This window comes from Clostridium luticellarii, assembly GCF_002995845.1.
In the GTDB taxonomy this organism is placed as follows: Bacteria; Bacillota; Clostridia; order Clostridiales; family Clostridiaceae; genus Clostridium_B; species Clostridium_B luticellarii.
Window position 1 is genome coordinate 14,901 of the sequence record NZ_PVXP01000045.1, and the last position, 12,887, is coordinate 27,787.

19 protein-coding genes and 2 riboswitches are annotated in these 12,887 nt (G+C 34.2%); of the genes, 15 read left to right on the plus strand and 4 right to left on the minus strand.

Annotated features, from left to right (window positions below; translation table 11 throughout):
• Positions 1-22: 22 nt before the first annotated feature.
• The gene (gene thiC / locus CLLU_RS13060) at positions 23-1,336 is read right to left on the minus strand and encodes a phosphomethylpyrimidine synthase ThiC (RefSeq protein ID WP_106010242.1); all 1,314 of its coding nucleotides are present in this window, start codon (positions 1,334-1,336) and stop codon (positions 23-25) included.
• Between the two features lie 66 nt (positions 1,337-1,402).
• Positions 1,403-1,512, minus strand: a riboswitch (TPP riboswitch).
• Positions 1,513-1,559: 47 nt separating this feature from the next.
• Positions 1,560-1,659, minus strand: a riboswitch (TPP riboswitch).
• 53 nt (positions 1,660-1,712) lie between these two features.
• Positions 1,713-2,363, minus strand: coding sequence for a DUF3786 domain-containing protein (locus CLLU_RS13065; RefSeq protein WP_106010226.1), 651 nt, complete (start codon positions 2,361-2,363; stop codon positions 1,713-1,715).
• Between the two features lie 100 nt (positions 2,364-2,463).
• Between CLLU_RS13065 and CLLU_RS19180 the strand changes: the two genes are divergently transcribed.
• Complete coding sequence (locus CLLU_RS19180) at positions 2,464-2,943, plus strand: M56 family metallopeptidase (protein ID WP_242977621.1); 480 nt, start codon at positions 2,464-2,466, stop codon at positions 2,941-2,943.
• A complete protein-coding gene (locus tag CLLU_RS19185) occupies positions 2,940-3,815 on the plus strand; it encodes a DUF5301 domain-containing protein (RefSeq protein ID WP_242977622.1) in 876 nt (291 codons plus the stop codon). The genes CLLU_RS19180 and CLLU_RS19185 overlap by 4 nt, the downstream gene beginning before the upstream one ends.
• Positions 3,816-3,919: 104 nt before the next feature.
• Here the strand turns inward: CLLU_RS19185 and CLLU_RS18760 are convergent, their stop codons facing one another.
• Together CLLU_RS18760 and CLLU_RS13075 are read right to left on the minus strand one after the other, a co-directional pair.
• On the minus strand, positions 3,920-4,084 hold the full coding sequence (locus CLLU_RS18760) for a hypothetical protein (RefSeq protein WP_158255928.1): 165 nt from the start codon (positions 4,082-4,084) through the stop codon (positions 3,920-3,922).
• 72 nt (positions 4,085-4,156) lie between these two features.
• A complete protein-coding gene (locus CLLU_RS13075) occupies positions 4,157-5,461 on the minus strand; it encodes an alkaline phosphatase family protein (protein ID WP_106010227.1) in 1,305 nt (434 codons plus the stop codon).
• 165 nt (positions 5,462-5,626) lie between these two features.
• Between CLLU_RS13075 and CLLU_RS19550 the strand changes: the two genes are divergently transcribed.
• The 13 genes from CLLU_RS19550 (at position 5,627) to CLLU_RS13140 (ending at position 12,690) form a co-directional block, all read left to right on the plus strand.
• On the plus strand, positions 5,627-5,848 hold the full coding sequence (locus CLLU_RS19550) for a DUF6773 family protein (RefSeq protein WP_337955493.1): 222 nt from the start codon (positions 5,627-5,629) through the stop codon (positions 5,846-5,848).
• A gap of 112 nt (positions 5,849-5,960) precedes the next feature.
• Positions 5,961-6,812, plus strand: a complete 852-nt coding sequence (locus CLLU_RS13080) for a pentapeptide repeat-containing protein (RefSeq protein ID WP_106010228.1) — start codon at positions 5,961-5,963, stop codon at positions 6,810-6,812.
• Positions 6,813-7,150: 338 nt separating this feature from the next.
• Complete coding sequence (locus CLLU_RS13090; RefSeq protein WP_106010230.1) at positions 7,151-7,471, plus strand: TfoX/Sxy family protein; 321 nt, start codon at positions 7,151-7,153, stop codon at positions 7,469-7,471.
• Positions 7,472-7,489: 18 nt separating this feature from the next.
• Positions 7,490-7,879: a VOC family protein gene (locus CLLU_RS13095; protein ID WP_106010231.1), complete on the plus strand. Its 390-nt coding sequence runs from the start codon at positions 7,490-7,492 to the stop codon at positions 7,877-7,879.
• 54 nt (positions 7,880-7,933) lie between these two features.
• Positions 7,934-8,332 carry a GrpB family protein gene (locus CLLU_RS13100; protein ID WP_106010232.1) on the plus strand — a complete coding sequence of 133 codons (399 nt, stop codon included), beginning with the start codon at positions 7,934-7,936 and terminating at the stop codon, positions 8,330-8,332.
• A 217-nt stretch (positions 8,333-8,549) separates the two neighbouring features.
• Entirely contained in the window at positions 8,550-9,227 is a 678-nt protein-coding gene (locus tag CLLU_RS13105) for a methyltransferase family protein (RefSeq protein ID WP_106010233.1), read from the plus strand.
• 98 nt (positions 9,228-9,325) lie between these two features.
• Complete coding sequence (locus CLLU_RS13110) at positions 9,326-9,676, plus strand: DUF2200 domain-containing protein (protein ID WP_106010234.1); 351 nt, start codon at positions 9,326-9,328, stop codon at positions 9,674-9,676.
• Between the two features lie 216 nt (positions 9,677-9,892).
• Complete coding sequence (locus CLLU_RS13115) at positions 9,893-10,183, plus strand: DUF1905 domain-containing protein (protein ID WP_106010235.1); 291 nt, start codon at positions 9,893-9,895, stop codon at positions 10,181-10,183.
• Positions 10,184-10,190: 7 nt separating this feature from the next.
• Entirely contained in the window at positions 10,191-10,601 is a 411-nt protein-coding gene (locus tag CLLU_RS13120) for an iron chaperone (protein ID WP_106010236.1), read from the plus strand.
• A gap of 186 nt (positions 10,602-10,787) precedes the next feature.
• Positions 10,788-11,156 (plus strand): hypothetical protein, encoded by a 369-nt coding sequence (locus CLLU_RS13125; protein ID WP_207656005.1) that lies wholly within the window; start codon positions 10,788-10,790, stop codon positions 11,154-11,156.
• Positions 11,157-11,214: 58 nt separating this feature from the next.
• On the plus strand, positions 11,215-11,475 hold the full coding sequence (locus CLLU_RS13130; protein ID WP_106010238.1) for a TfoX/Sxy family protein: 261 nt from the start codon (positions 11,215-11,217) through the stop codon (positions 11,473-11,475).
• Between the two features lie 60 nt (positions 11,476-11,535).
• Positions 11,536-11,952, plus strand: coding sequence for a pyridoxamine 5'-phosphate oxidase family protein (locus tag CLLU_RS13135; protein WP_106010239.1), 417 nt, complete (start codon positions 11,536-11,538; stop codon positions 11,950-11,952).
• A gap of 72 nt (positions 11,953-12,024) precedes the next feature.
• Positions 12,025-12,690, plus strand: coding sequence for a CPBP family intramembrane glutamic endopeptidase (locus tag CLLU_RS13140; protein ID WP_106010240.1), 666 nt, complete (start codon positions 12,025-12,027; stop codon positions 12,688-12,690).
• Positions 12,691-12,887: the final 197 nt, after the last annotated feature.

A 12,887-nucleotide genomic window follows, 5' to 3' on the forward strand; every position in this document is an offset into this window, starting at 1 on the left:
AATAATTGAGATTGATATTTTTTTAGTCCTCATCCCTCAAAATATTTATATTTTTGCCCTCCATGACCTTGTTCATGTTTCTTACAGCGCACATCTTCCCACACATGGTACATGTCTTTTTATCTTCGGGCATTGAGCTTTCTCTGTATTTTCTGGCTTTTTCAGGGTCTATTGCTATGTCAAACATCTTTTCCCAGTCAAGCTCTCTTCTAGCTTCAGCCATTTTGTTATCCCAATCTCTTGCATTTTTTATCCCTTTTGCAATATCTGCAGCGTGAGCAGCTATCTTGGCAGCTATAATTCCATCTTTCATGTCCTGCAGGTCAGGAAGTCTGAGGTGTTCTGCAGGAGTTACATAACAGAGAAAATCCGCTCCATAAGTTGCTGCGATGGCACCGCCTATAGCACTTGTTATATGGTCGTATCCAGGTGCTACATCCGTCACTATGGGACCCAATACATAAAAAGGAGCATCATGGCACAATTTCCTTTCAAGCTTCATGTTGGTTTCTATTTCATTAAGTGCCATATGACCCGGTCCCTCTATCATAACCTGTACATTTCTTTTCCAGGCTCTTTTTGCAAGTTCCCCCAGGGTCATAAGTTCCTTTATCTGACTTGGGTCTGTAGAATCGTCTATACAGCCGGGTCTGCATGCATCTCCCAGGCTTATGGTTACATCGTATTTTTCACATATGTCAAGAATTTTATCAAAGTATTCGTAGAAGGGGTTTTCCCTGTTGTTCAAATTCATCCAGGCATACAGGAGGCTGCCTCCTCTTGAGACAAAATTCATAAGCCTTGGGTTTCTCTTGAATATCTGTGCGGTTTCCATGTTTATACCGGCATGGATGGTCATGAAGTCAACCCCGTCCTTAGCATGGGTTTCTATAACGCCCAGGAGTTCTTCAGCAGTTATATCTTTTAATTCCTTATCATAAAAGCCAACTGCATCGTACATGGGAACAGTACCTATCATAGCAGGGGACACAGCTATCAATTTATTTCTAAATTCCTGGGTTTTCCCAAAACAGCTGAGATCCATAATAGCTTCTGCTTTCATGCCTATTGCCTTTTTTACTTTGTCAAGCTCCAGGTTTACATTGCAGCAGTCCTTTGAAATGCCCAGGTTGACATTTATCTTTGTCTTCAGTCCTTTTCCAACGCCCTCTGCACTTAATTTTTTATGATTTTTATTGGCTGGGACAACGACCTTGCCTTTGGACATAAGGTGCATAAGATCCTTGATGTCCATATTTTCTTTTTTAGCTACTGTACATATTTCCTCAGTGACTATTCCTTTTCTGGCAGCATCCATCTGGGTTGAATAATTCATTTTATCAATCTCCTTTTTGATTTTTGCATTAAAAAAGGGAAGCAAAATGCTTCCCGTACGGTAAAAATAAAACAGTGCAAAATTTCCCTACGTTGGCATTATCCAAATCAGGTTATAAGGGTAAAAGATATTATCTTACTCTCAGCCCATCAGTATGGGCTCCCCTGTAACATTATATTTTTCAAATAAAAAAGAGTGTTTATGAAAACACTCCTTGAATACATACTTTAAATGATTTGCTTCCCTACGGTAGTGTTAACTACGTCAAGTTCAAAGGGTCAGGTTTTACCTTCTCAACCAAATAGGTCCCCCCACAAACAATACTATTTACTTTTCACATATATAATAGCACTTATTCATATATATGTAAACATTTTTAAAAATATTTTACTTGTTTTGCACTTCTAATCAATTCATCAGCCGCTTTTGAACACAAGGAGGCCAAATCCTCTATATGGACTTCTTTCGAAGCAGAAGAGTCAAAAAAGATATTTGCCTGAGCTTCAAATTCTTCATCTGCCAGCCATAAAACCATTGCAACGGGTACATTTGGAAATATGTTAAACTGCAGCGCCATATCTCCCAGAGAAAGTTTTTCAGCATTTAGTTTCTCTCCGGCTTTCAAGAACAGTTCTCCGTTATGGCCAAAAAATTTGGTCAGTTTATCTATGCCGTAACCTGCAAAGAAATCATAGGCGTAGCCCACACCTTTTATTTCCCTGTAAGGCACCCATTTGCCTGTCAATCCACTTTTGCTGCACCTGTAGAGATAGCTCATAATCAATATTTTGTCTGATATTGAATTGTATTTATGGGATAAGTCGATGTCATTACAATTTTTTAATGTAATAGATCCTTCGGGATATGAAATCAAGTATTCTCTGTTAAAATACTTCAAGGTAAAGAGATTTTTTTCAGCATCGTATTGAGCTCCACTCTTGCAGGCAATTTCTTTCGGGGAACGCTGACTGAATTTCTCACACAAATCCTTATAGCAGAGCACATAGTTGCTTTTCTCATTTTCCATAAAAAACACCTCTTTTTTATAATTGTAGATTTTTTAAATAGGGGCGGGATATATTTCAATTATACACTATATCAATTATAATCAGAAAAAATATCTCAAAATGTTCTTGACAGGTTTGCTCTATAAACCACTTGCATTTATGGTATTATGCATTTATTGGTTCAATCCTTTTGTATGGTTTAGTTTTGTGCTTATGTGCAGAGATATGGAAATGTCCTGTGATGAACGGGTTCTTAAAGAACTTGGTTCGTATATCAAAAAAGATTACAGCACATCACTGCTGTCTCTTGCAGTAAACAAAAGGGTTATAAAGGGGAGTCCATTGGCTTTTGGAGAAAACAATACCAAGACGAGGATTAAAAATGTACTTAATTATAAAAAACCTGGTTTTTGGATAGTATTAGCAGCCATAACAGCCGTGGTATGTATAGGGATTGGTCTTATCACAAATCCATCTCATATTTCAAAGGAAGGAAATAAATTTTCAGAAAAAATATATAAATACAGAACGCCCTATGTAGGTGATAGCAGCAAGGTGGCCAGTATAGTAAAGGAGCTGCCTGTGCCGGAAACGCTGTGATATTTGCACTGGTGAAAAATGTCCGATATGTGAGATTTGTACTTTTAACTCAAGGCCAGCATGAGCGCACGATTCAGCGGGATAGGGACTGGGCAAACGACATCATCACTGAAGATCCATGGAAAAGTTCTTCTACTTTTCAAGGATTTGATGCACTATATAGTAAAATCATGAGTGTGTTTATAACGGATAATTCTCTTCCTATTTTATTAAATACCGGTAAAAAGACAGATATTCAAAATGTAAATGATGTACCGTCAACAGCAGATTACGATAAAGTAAAGCTTGGCAGTGAAACCTATTATATATACGAGAAATTCGGCAGGTACTATGTGGAAAAGCCCTATGAATTTATAAATGAAATTACGAAAGAAACATATGAAAAAATTCACAGGCTGATTGTTTCTCAAAATCTATATGAAGGTATTAAGAATGAAGTATCTGTGGATGTCAAAAAATATTTTTTGCAAAATACCCTTGAAAATGCTTGTATTCTTGACGGTGATGGGCTAATCATCACCGGCGGCAAGTTAGCAGATAAATTTGTATCTGATACTGAAAAGGGGAAAAAAGCATCCATTAAAATTGTCCATAAAAACACAGATGGTTATACAGATATAGCCAAAGTGATCTATGACGGCGAAAATTATTATGGAGTGAAGTACATTCCGGCAAATTACTATGCAGGAACCCACAGCTGTTACCATAAGTTAAAATTTAAATATATAAAAACCTTTGATATCTCCAACTATAAATTTGTGTATTTAGTGGAAAATAATGGTGTAACATTTGGAGATATAGATAAAAGCATGATATCCAAAAACTTCAATGATTGGGTAGACTCATATTTTCTATATGCCATCTCAAAATAGGTATTATTAATTATCAAAACTTCCTGCAGAAAAAGTTCAGACAATAGAAGCAGCTCCTTACATACAAAATCGGAAAGAGCTGCTCATTTTTTTAAAGATAAAAATTACTGATCACTATGGGTATCCCTTCCGCAAATCTGGTAGCCTTTTTCACTGCTGTAAACTTTCCAATGTGTTTTTGATTCAAAATCACTGTTACCTATAGGATGAGTATTTTTGCCTTTTTTTTGTTTTATATCCTTGGTTTTATCAGGTGTTGATTTTGGCATAAAGACACCTCCTTCATTATAGTTTTTACTTAGAAGAATTTTTTATTCGAAAACTGCTGCAGCATTTCCATCTTATTCCAATATTTCGTTAATAATTTTTCCGTCCGCATCCTTCATCTCAATTCCAAGTAATTTTGCCATGGTTGGTCCCTCGTCAACCAGATTCATGGTATCTATGACGACACTTTTCTTTATTCCTCTGCCACCTGCCATGAAGACAGTTGTATAGTCTTTTTTATAGGGTGAATATCCGTGAGTGGCCTTTGTGATATTACGAAATCTATTTATATCTCCAGGTTCTACATGCCTTATTATGTCCTCTTCTACATCATCAAGAAAATAAAATCCCTTTTTTGCCTCAACCATAAAAGCACAATTTGGATCAGCGCCTAATTTCACTACAGTGTCCTTTTTGTATATTTCCTCTATACAGGGATTTTCTTTATTGAAATTGTCTATCAGTGAATAAAGAGTATCTGTCAATGTGCTGTCATTTTTATCTTTTAGATAAATATAAGCACAACCGTCACAGTTTTTTGCTATTGCCCTATAGTTTTTTATTTTTCCACTGCTGTCCACATCAATGTATCCATTGCTTTTTAACAATACATTCAGGTCTATGATTTTATTTTCATCCATGCTGCTGTGATCGCCCAGGATTACTATTGTGCTGTCTTCATACATATTATTTTCTTTCAAGGTATAAATTATCTCACCAAGTCTTTTATCATGCCTCAAAAGTGCATTTTTTGCCTCTTCAGAATAAAATCCGCTGCAGTGGCGCATGGAATCCAAATCTGAGTAGTGGACAAATGTTATATCGGTTTTTTTGTTTTTTATGGTATATAGAAATGATTTGTGGATAAAGTCATCTAATTCGGGTTCCTTCATACCGTTTCTCAAAGATCCGAATTTTCGGTTGAGCTGAAATTGAAATAGAGGATTTCCATTTAGTAAAGACACCATAATTTGATTCTGCCAGAATCTGTTGGCAAAAATTTCAGGCATATTGTACTGTATTCTGGATTTTGCTGTAACCGGCCACAGCAGGGACGCTACCGTCATGCCTTTATCTATTGCCAGATCATAGATAGTGTCTCCCTTTATATAATGTCTGCTCCAGTACCAGTCCGGTGATTCTCTATTGGGCTGTAATAGCGTGTTATTTATTATTCCATGATTTTTAGGATATTTTCCTGTGACAATACTGGCATGGGCAGGGTAGGTAAGAGACGGGTAAACGCTGTATACTTTTTTACAGTAAGAAGCTTGAGATAGGAATTCTTTGAAATTAGGAAGGGAAGAAATGTAGTCAAAGTCTAAAGTTGCAAGTCCATCAAAGGATATTATATACAGATATTTTGTGAGTTTTTTCATTTTAAATTTCCCCCATCATAATAGTGATTTTCAAATAATTGCAATTGTATCTTTACTATATCATCTATATATTAAAAATATATTACGTGGTTACTGATGAAAGAATCTAAAAGGGAATCAAGGTAAAAAGTGAGGTTGGCATCAATATCCTCAATTGTAAATTAAATTGCAGCTCAAAGACGTAAAATTCAAAGTGATGCCTGCAGTATACTGCTTATCGTACTGCTTGTGTCGGTACTTGTTCAGCAATATGCTTTTGATGCACTTTTTTCACAATATTCCGTAGAATTTGTATGCTTTTTAGGACTTTCACTTGTACACATTTTAAACAAAAGAAGACAAAAAAAGATATCAGAAAAATTGGACAAAGAAGAAGATGAAATTTGATGTCATTGATGCCATGACTTGAATTTATAATATTGCCGGATATTTTGTAAATTATGTTATAATGAATTCAATATAAGACTATATTGAATTGAAAATTATGAGGTAAATAAATATGATTTATACAGATGAAGATAAACGTACTAAAGAATTGAAGGTGGATTGTAAAAAATGTTTCGGCCTATGTTGTGTGGCGTTGTATTTTTCAGCTTCAGAAGGTTTCCCAACCAATAAAGAAGCCGGCAAATCCTGCATAAACTTACAATCTGACTTTAAATGTTCTGTTCACAAACAACTCAGGAAAAAGGGCCTTAAAGGATGCAGTGCCTATCACTGCTTTGGGGCAGGTCAGAAAGTTTCTCAGATAACCTACAGCGGAAGGGATTGGAGAAGTTATCCAGAAACTGCAAAACAGATGTTTGATGTTTTTTTAATCATGAGACAGCTTCATGAAATGATATGGTATTTAACAGAAGCGTCTACCCTGCAAAATGAAACAAGTATCCGGGAGAAGATAAATTCATTGCTGGATGATACTGAAAGACTTACCCTTCTTGACGCGGATTTTCTTTCATCACTGGATTTGGAAGCACACAGAGCCAAGGTCAACCTGCTGCTTAAAAATACCAGCCAGCTGATACGTGCTAAAGCTGGCAGAAGAAGGGATACTCCTGTAAAAAATAGGAACGGCAGATATCGCCATTCGGATTATTTTGGTGCAGATCTGAGAAAAACTAATCTTAAAGGTGCAGATTTGAGAGGGGCATGTCTTATTGCTGCAAATCTTAGAGGAGTTGATTTAAGTGGTGCTGACCTAATAGGAGCTGATTTGCGGGATGCGGATCTCAGCGGAGCTGATCTGACAAATAGTATATTCCTTACTCAGGCTCAGCTCAATACGGCTAAAGGAGATTCTCATACAAAACTGCCAGAGGTGCTGAGACGGCCGGACTATTGGCTCAAATAACCTATTATCAATGTAAACAGTAAATTTGAAAATGAGATTAAAATGGTTTTATTAGTAGTTGATATGCAAGAGTAAAATATCATGAATAATGGAGTGATAATGCATGAAAAGTAGTAAATTATTTCAAGTAATGAACTTTTTAATTATATTCCTTATATTCTTTTTAATTTTTACTATAGGATTCGATATTATTAAACTAAAAAATAATATAATTAATAACTTTATACTCGGAGTAATAGGAGCTTGTTTAGTTCAATTATATACAAATATATGCAAAAATATTTATAAAACAAAATAATTGGCACAAACATAAATAGTAAATTGAAAGGGAGTAAGGTATGGCTTCTAGTCAAGAATATTTAGATTTTATTATTGGACAATTAGATATACTAAACAATATTTCCTATAGAAGAATGATGGGAGAATATATCTTATATTTTCAAGGAAAGGTTTTTGGGGGAATATATGATGATCGTTTTTTAGTTAAAATAACCAATGCGAGCAAACGTTTGATGGTTAAGCCAATCGAGGAGTTGCCTTATGATGGTGCAAAACCAATGTTTTTGGTTGAGGATGTTGATAATAAGGAGTTTCTATATCAGCTGATTACGGGGATTTATAAAGAACTTCCTACTTTGAAAGTGAAAAAGAAAAAATAACTTGAAAGGAAAATTAAAATGAAATTAGATGGTATTGGAATATTTGTTAGTGATATGAGAACTATGGTTGAATTTTATAAAAATGTCCTTGAATTTGAAATTGATTGGGACGGAAAAGAGTCAAATGTAATGTTGAAAAAAGATGGAGTATTGTTTATGTTTTACGGAAGAAATGATTTTGAAAAGATGACAAATAAACGATTCAATTATGCTAAGGGTATAAATGGCCATTATGAGATTGCTCTAAGTGTTCCCAAACATGAAGATGTAGATTTAATATATGAAAATGTCATTTCTAAAGGAGCAGAAACAGTGATGGAACCAATAACAGAGCCTTGGGGGCAAAGGACATGTTATATTGCAGATCCTGAGGGCAATCTTATTGAAATTGGTTCATTTAATAAATGAATTCCGAATTAAAATTGAGTGATATGAATATTAAATTTATTGGAGGAGACTTTAATGAGAACTAAACATGTAATAGAGGGATTGACGGCAAAACCAATCATTGACATAGATGTTGTGATTGACAAAAATTTTGAAGAAGTAAAAAAGGCATTAGAGTCTATTGGATATATATATGAAGGAAATTTAGACATATCTGGCAGAGAAGCATTTGCTTATAAAAATAAATTACATTTAATGGCACACCATTTATATGTATGTGATAAAGACAATGAGGAATTGCATCGGCATATAACATTTAGAGATTATTTAAGACAGCATAAAGAAGATAGAGATAGTTATAGTTTAATAAAAAAAGAGATGGCTTTGAAATATCCAGAAGATATAGACTCGTATATTGCAGGAAAGCAGCCCATAATTTTAGATATCTATAAGAAATATGGTTTATGTAAATGAAAATTAAAAAAGTAAATAGAATTTTAATATTTGGCTCTATTATGTTTTTTATCTTTCAACTAGCGAAAGATAAATAGTAAATTCAAATATGCAAAAAGTAAATTCTCAAGGACTTATTGTCAAAAAGGAATGGGTTTCACCTTATTGACAAGTCTACGTATTTTATTGCTATCCATGAGATATAATTATAAATAAAACTGATAATTGAGGTGATCATATGGATAATATAGTTGGAAAAACTATATCTGGATTTATAATGCTTATAGTTACTATGGGAATATTTATTTTTTTACCTGCATGGACAGCTAATTACTTGCAGGCATGGCTTTATTTGCTTACTTTTGCTGTTTCAACAATATTGATTACTGTATATTTATTTAAAAACGACCAGAAACTTTTAAAACGACGGCTTAAAGCAGGTTTAACTGCTGAGAAGGAAAAGAGCCAAAAAACTATACAAGCAATGGCAAGTGTGTTTTTCTGCTTTATATATATTATTGCAGGATTTGATTATCGTTTTCATTGGTCGAATATTCCCATATATATTAGTCTATTAGCAAATATTTTTGTCATAGTAGGGTTTTTCATAGTATTTCTTGTATTCAAAGAGAACAGTTATACTTCAGCTATAATTGAGGTTAATAAAGACCAGAAAGTAATATCAACTGGAATGTATGCGATAGTTCGTCATCCTATGTATTCTGGAGCAATACTGATGATGATGTTTTCACCAATTGCATTAGGGTCATATTGGGCATTACTTAGTGTAGTAGCTTTAACTTCTACTATTATAGCCAGGCTTCTTCGTGAAGAAAAATTTTTATCTGAGAATTTATCGGGGTATGATGAATATTGTGAAAAGGTGCCATATCGTTTAATTCCATTCATATGGTAGACACAATATTAGAGATTATATTATACAAAATCAATAGTTTATGAGAAAATAAAATAATGTGGTAATTATTTTTATAAAAAGCAAAGGAGAATTTCAAAATGGAGAAAACACGAGTCTTTAGAATGCCTTTTTCAAGTATCTATCCGCTGTATATACAAAAAGCAGAGAAAAAAGGAAGAACAAAAAAAGAGGTAAATGAAATCATTTTTTGGCTTACCGGTTATGATGAGCATTCATTACAGCAGCAGATAATTAATGAAGTGGATATGGAAACCTTCTTTAAACAAGCCCCTCATATTAATCCCAATGCTTCACTCATTAAAGGAGTAATTTGCGGACATCGGGTGGAAGAGATAGAAGACGAATTAATGCGACAAATCCGATATTTAGATAAATTAATTGATGAGCTGGCTAAAGGTAAAACAATGCAGAAAATATTGAGAAAGTAAATGCGATCTTTTGACTAAATAACTTGTTATGAGTGTAACATAAAGCTGACAAATTCCAATTTTAAGGCTGAGTAATGTAAATAGTAAATTTGTAAAATTAAGCACTTATAAGATAAAGATTAAAATATTCAGCCAGTAATTTGTAAGTTGATTAGAATGGAAAGGAGTATATGATTACACAGGATTTTACTAAGTGTATATCATATAAAGCTATATATGAATCAAAAGATGTATGAATTTGAAGCCATCATTCAGAAAGTCTCCCACATAGACGGCGCATATGTGAAATTCCCTTATGATGTGAAAACAGAATTCGGCAGGGGTAGAGTAAAAGTACATGCTACTTTTGATGGAGAACCCTATGACGGGAGCATTGTTAACAGGGGAATGAAGAACGCCGACAATTCGGTGTGTTACATCATAGGATTGCGGAAGGACATTCGAGCCAAAATAGGCAAGCAGCCGGGAGACAGCGTAAAAGTTACTATTAAGGAGAGGGCGAGGTGAATATTTCATGTGGAAATGTCCAAAATGCGGACGTGAATTCAAGAACCGGAATCAAGATCATTTTTGCAGCCAGCCGCCGAAAACAATTGATGCATATATTGCTGCACAGCCTGAAAGTGTTCAGCCGCTTTTGCACCAGGTCAGGGATACCATTCGCGGCGTACTGCCAGAGGCACAGGAGCGTATCTCCTGGAGTATGCCGACTTACTGGAACAAGCACAACATCATTCATTTTGCTGCATTTAAAAATCATATCGGATTGTACCCTGGTGATAAAGCTATCAAGAATTTCAGCAGCCGTTTGACGGAATATAAAACAAGTAAAGGCACTGTGCGGCTGCCATATAATAAGCCGCTTCCATTGAAACTGATTGCAGACATCGCAAAATGGTGCTGTGAAACGGGAGATCATCATTGACTTGAGGCAAAACATGTTATATTGCAGAAATTGAGATATATAAAGTTGGAAAGATTATTCTTAAAACGGACAGTAATTTTCAGTAGTGTTAGTTGGAAATTATAAATGATAATCTGAAAAGTGAAGTATTATAAAGTAAAGAGTAACATAACTTGAAGGTAAACAGGAAATTTATAAGGAGGTATCATGATGAAATTTAACAAAGAAGAATTGGGAAAGGCCATATTCTTATTATCTTCCACTATTACTAAATGTGAAAAAATTCAACTTAAGTTTTCAGAGGGAACATCTCAATATTCGCTCTTAAAAAATAGAATTAAAGCACTTTATATTTCCAAGGCCCTTCTTATGAATGATAAAACAATAAATTATACAAGCAAAGAACTGAGAGAAGCACTACCTCCTGTGGTTTCAATCATAAATAAAACTACAAAAGCGCAAAGTAAATACGAAAAAGGAACTTCACAATTCAGTCGATTCGAATCCATAATTCAAGCTATGCTCATTTCTAAAGCATTTATCGAGAACCAAATAAATATCGATTCGGAATTATGATGAATTCCAATTTAAGCTTGAGTAATATAAAATTGTAAATTTGAAAGGAAGTTTTATTATGGGAGAATTATCAAAACTGCCTAATATAGGAAAAGAAGTTGAAAGGCAGTTGAATGAAGCGGGCATATTTACTTATGCTGAATTAAGAGATATTGGTGCAGAACGGGCGTGGCTGAAAATACAGGAAATTGATGCTTCTGCATGTATTCATAGATTGTTGGCATTAGAAGGTGCAATTCACGGTGTTAAGAAAACAGCTTTACCACAGGAACGTAAAGCAGAACTAAAAGATTTTTATAATTGGCACAAACATAAATAGTAATTTTGTAGTTAGGCCTGTTAAAATAAAAGAAAATATAAGCAGGAGGGATCTTTAATAATGAGAAATCCAGGGCAAACAATTGGTAATCTGATTGATAAAAGTAATATGACAATTATTAGCTATACAGATAATGAAGGATTTCCTATAAGTAAGGCAATGTTATCCCCACGGGAACGTGAAAGCATTAAAATATTTTGGTTTTCAACAAATACATCATCAAATAAAGTTAGATATTTTCGGGAAAATCCTAAAGCAAGCATATACTTTGTTGATAAACGATTTTCCCGAGGGGCAAGCCTTGTTGGAACAATAGGAGTCCTTGAAACACAGGAAGCAAAGGAAAAATTATGGCAGGAAGGTGATACCATGTACTATAAACAAGGTATTACTGACCCTGATTATTGTGTATTAAAATTTACAGCAAAACGAGGACGCTATTATAGCAATTTTAAGTCTGAAGATTTTGACACCTGAACAAATTTTCAATTTAGAGTTAAATTTTATAAGTAGTAATTTGGCGTGCAGGTGAGCACGAAGGGAATAAATATGGAACATTCAAAAATTAAAAAAAATATATTATTTTTTATTGCAACTTTACTTGTAACAGTGATGATTATCTTCTCCCTCTTGATAGGAAATGTCGTTAACAAAACATTTTCGTATATCTTGACATCGCTTGTTTATTGGTGCGTTTTCTGTATTCCGCTTTCCTTTTATTTTCTTGGCGGACGTAAAGGCATAAAAAACGTTTATGCAAAACATTCACTACCAATCTTAACAATAAATAAAAGGATTTTAATAATACTTGCGTTTATACCGTGCGTCGGAACATTATTTGCAGTGTTTATCCCGAAGATAACAGTTATTCCAATACAGGTGTTTGGAATCGCTTTTCTTTATGCGCTTATCAATGGAACCGTAGAAGAGTTGTTTTGGCGAGGTGTATTTGTAAGTACATTCCCTAATAACATCCTAAGGGGATACATTTTGCCTACATTACTTTTTGGCCTTTGGCATATCGCATTGTATATTCTCAAAGATATGAAATATCAAGGTGGCTTTGCTAGATTGATCGGAGGTGCTGTGTTTATGGGATTTCTTTGGGGATTCATTGTATATAAGACAAAGTCCATTAAAGTTGTTACAATAGCCCACATCATTACAAATTTTTTCGCATTTAGCGGTATGATATATGACAATTGGTTCATTTAAATAATACATATTTAAAATGATGGGCATAATGGAAGACTGATAAATTTCCAATTTAACAAAAAGGGCGTAATTCTCCTATTTTCTATAAGTTGGATATGAATAGTCCTTGTTATTTTAGGTTCGATACCTAAAATAATAACTACTTGACGAATTATTATATATGATGTATTCTAAAATCAGTGGTAAATATATAAATG

Coding starts and splice junctions, on each gene's coding strand:
- CLLU_RS13105 (WP_106010233.1), top strand. CDS start 8,550: ATGGATAATATAGTTGGAAAAACTATATCTGGATTTATAATGCTTATA.
- CLLU_RS13120 (WP_106010236.1), top strand. CDS start 10,191: ATGTGGAAATGTCCAAAATGCGGACGTGAATTCAAGAACCGGAATCAA.
- CLLU_RS13090 (WP_106010230.1), top strand. CDS start 7,151: ATGGCTTCTAGTCAAGAATATTTAGATTTTATTATTGGACAATTAGAT.
- CLLU_RS13065 (WP_106010226.1), bottom strand. CDS start 2,363: ATGGAAAATGAGAAAAGCAACTATGTGCTCTGCTATAAGGATTTGTGT.
- CLLU_RS13110 (WP_106010234.1), top strand. CDS start 9,326: ATGGAGAAAACACGAGTCTTTAGAATGCCTTTTTCAAGTATCTATCCG.
- CLLU_RS18760 (WP_158255928.1), bottom strand. CDS start 4,084: ATGCCAAAATCAACACCTGATAAAACCAAGGATATAAAACAAAAAAAA.
- thiC (WP_106010242.1), bottom strand. CDS start 1,336: ATGAATTATTCAACCCAGATGGATGCTGCCAGAAAAGGAATAGTCACT.
- CLLU_RS19180 (WP_242977621.1), top strand. CDS start 2,464: ATGTTCTTGACAGGTTTGCTCTATAAACCACTTGCATTTATGGTATTA.
- CLLU_RS13140 (WP_106010240.1), top strand. CDS start 12,025: ATGGAACATTCAAAAATTAAAAAAAATATATTATTTTTTATTGCAACT.
- CLLU_RS13125 (WP_207656005.1), top strand. CDS start 10,788: ATGATGAAATTTAACAAAGAAGAATTGGGAAAGGCCATATTCTTATTA.
- CLLU_RS13130 (WP_106010238.1), top strand. CDS start 11,215: ATGGGAGAATTATCAAAACTGCCTAATATAGGAAAAGAAGTTGAAAGG.
- CLLU_RS13100 (WP_106010232.1), top strand. CDS start 7,934: ATGAGAACTAAACATGTAATAGAGGGATTGACGGCAAAACCAATCATT.
- CLLU_RS13115 (WP_106010235.1), top strand. CDS start 9,893: ATGAATCAAAAGATGTATGAATTTGAAGCCATCATTCAGAAAGTCTCC.
- CLLU_RS13095 (WP_106010231.1), top strand. CDS start 7,490: ATGAAATTAGATGGTATTGGAATATTTGTTAGTGATATGAGAACTATG.
- CLLU_RS13075 (WP_106010227.1), bottom strand. CDS start 5,461: ATGAAAAAACTCACAAAATATCTGTATATAATATCCTTTGATGGACTT.
- CLLU_RS13080 (WP_106010228.1), top strand. CDS start 5,961: ATGATTTATACAGATGAAGATAAACGTACTAAAGAATTGAAGGTGGAT.
- CLLU_RS13135 (WP_106010239.1), top strand. CDS start 11,536: ATGAGAAATCCAGGGCAAACAATTGGTAATCTGATTGATAAAAGTAAT.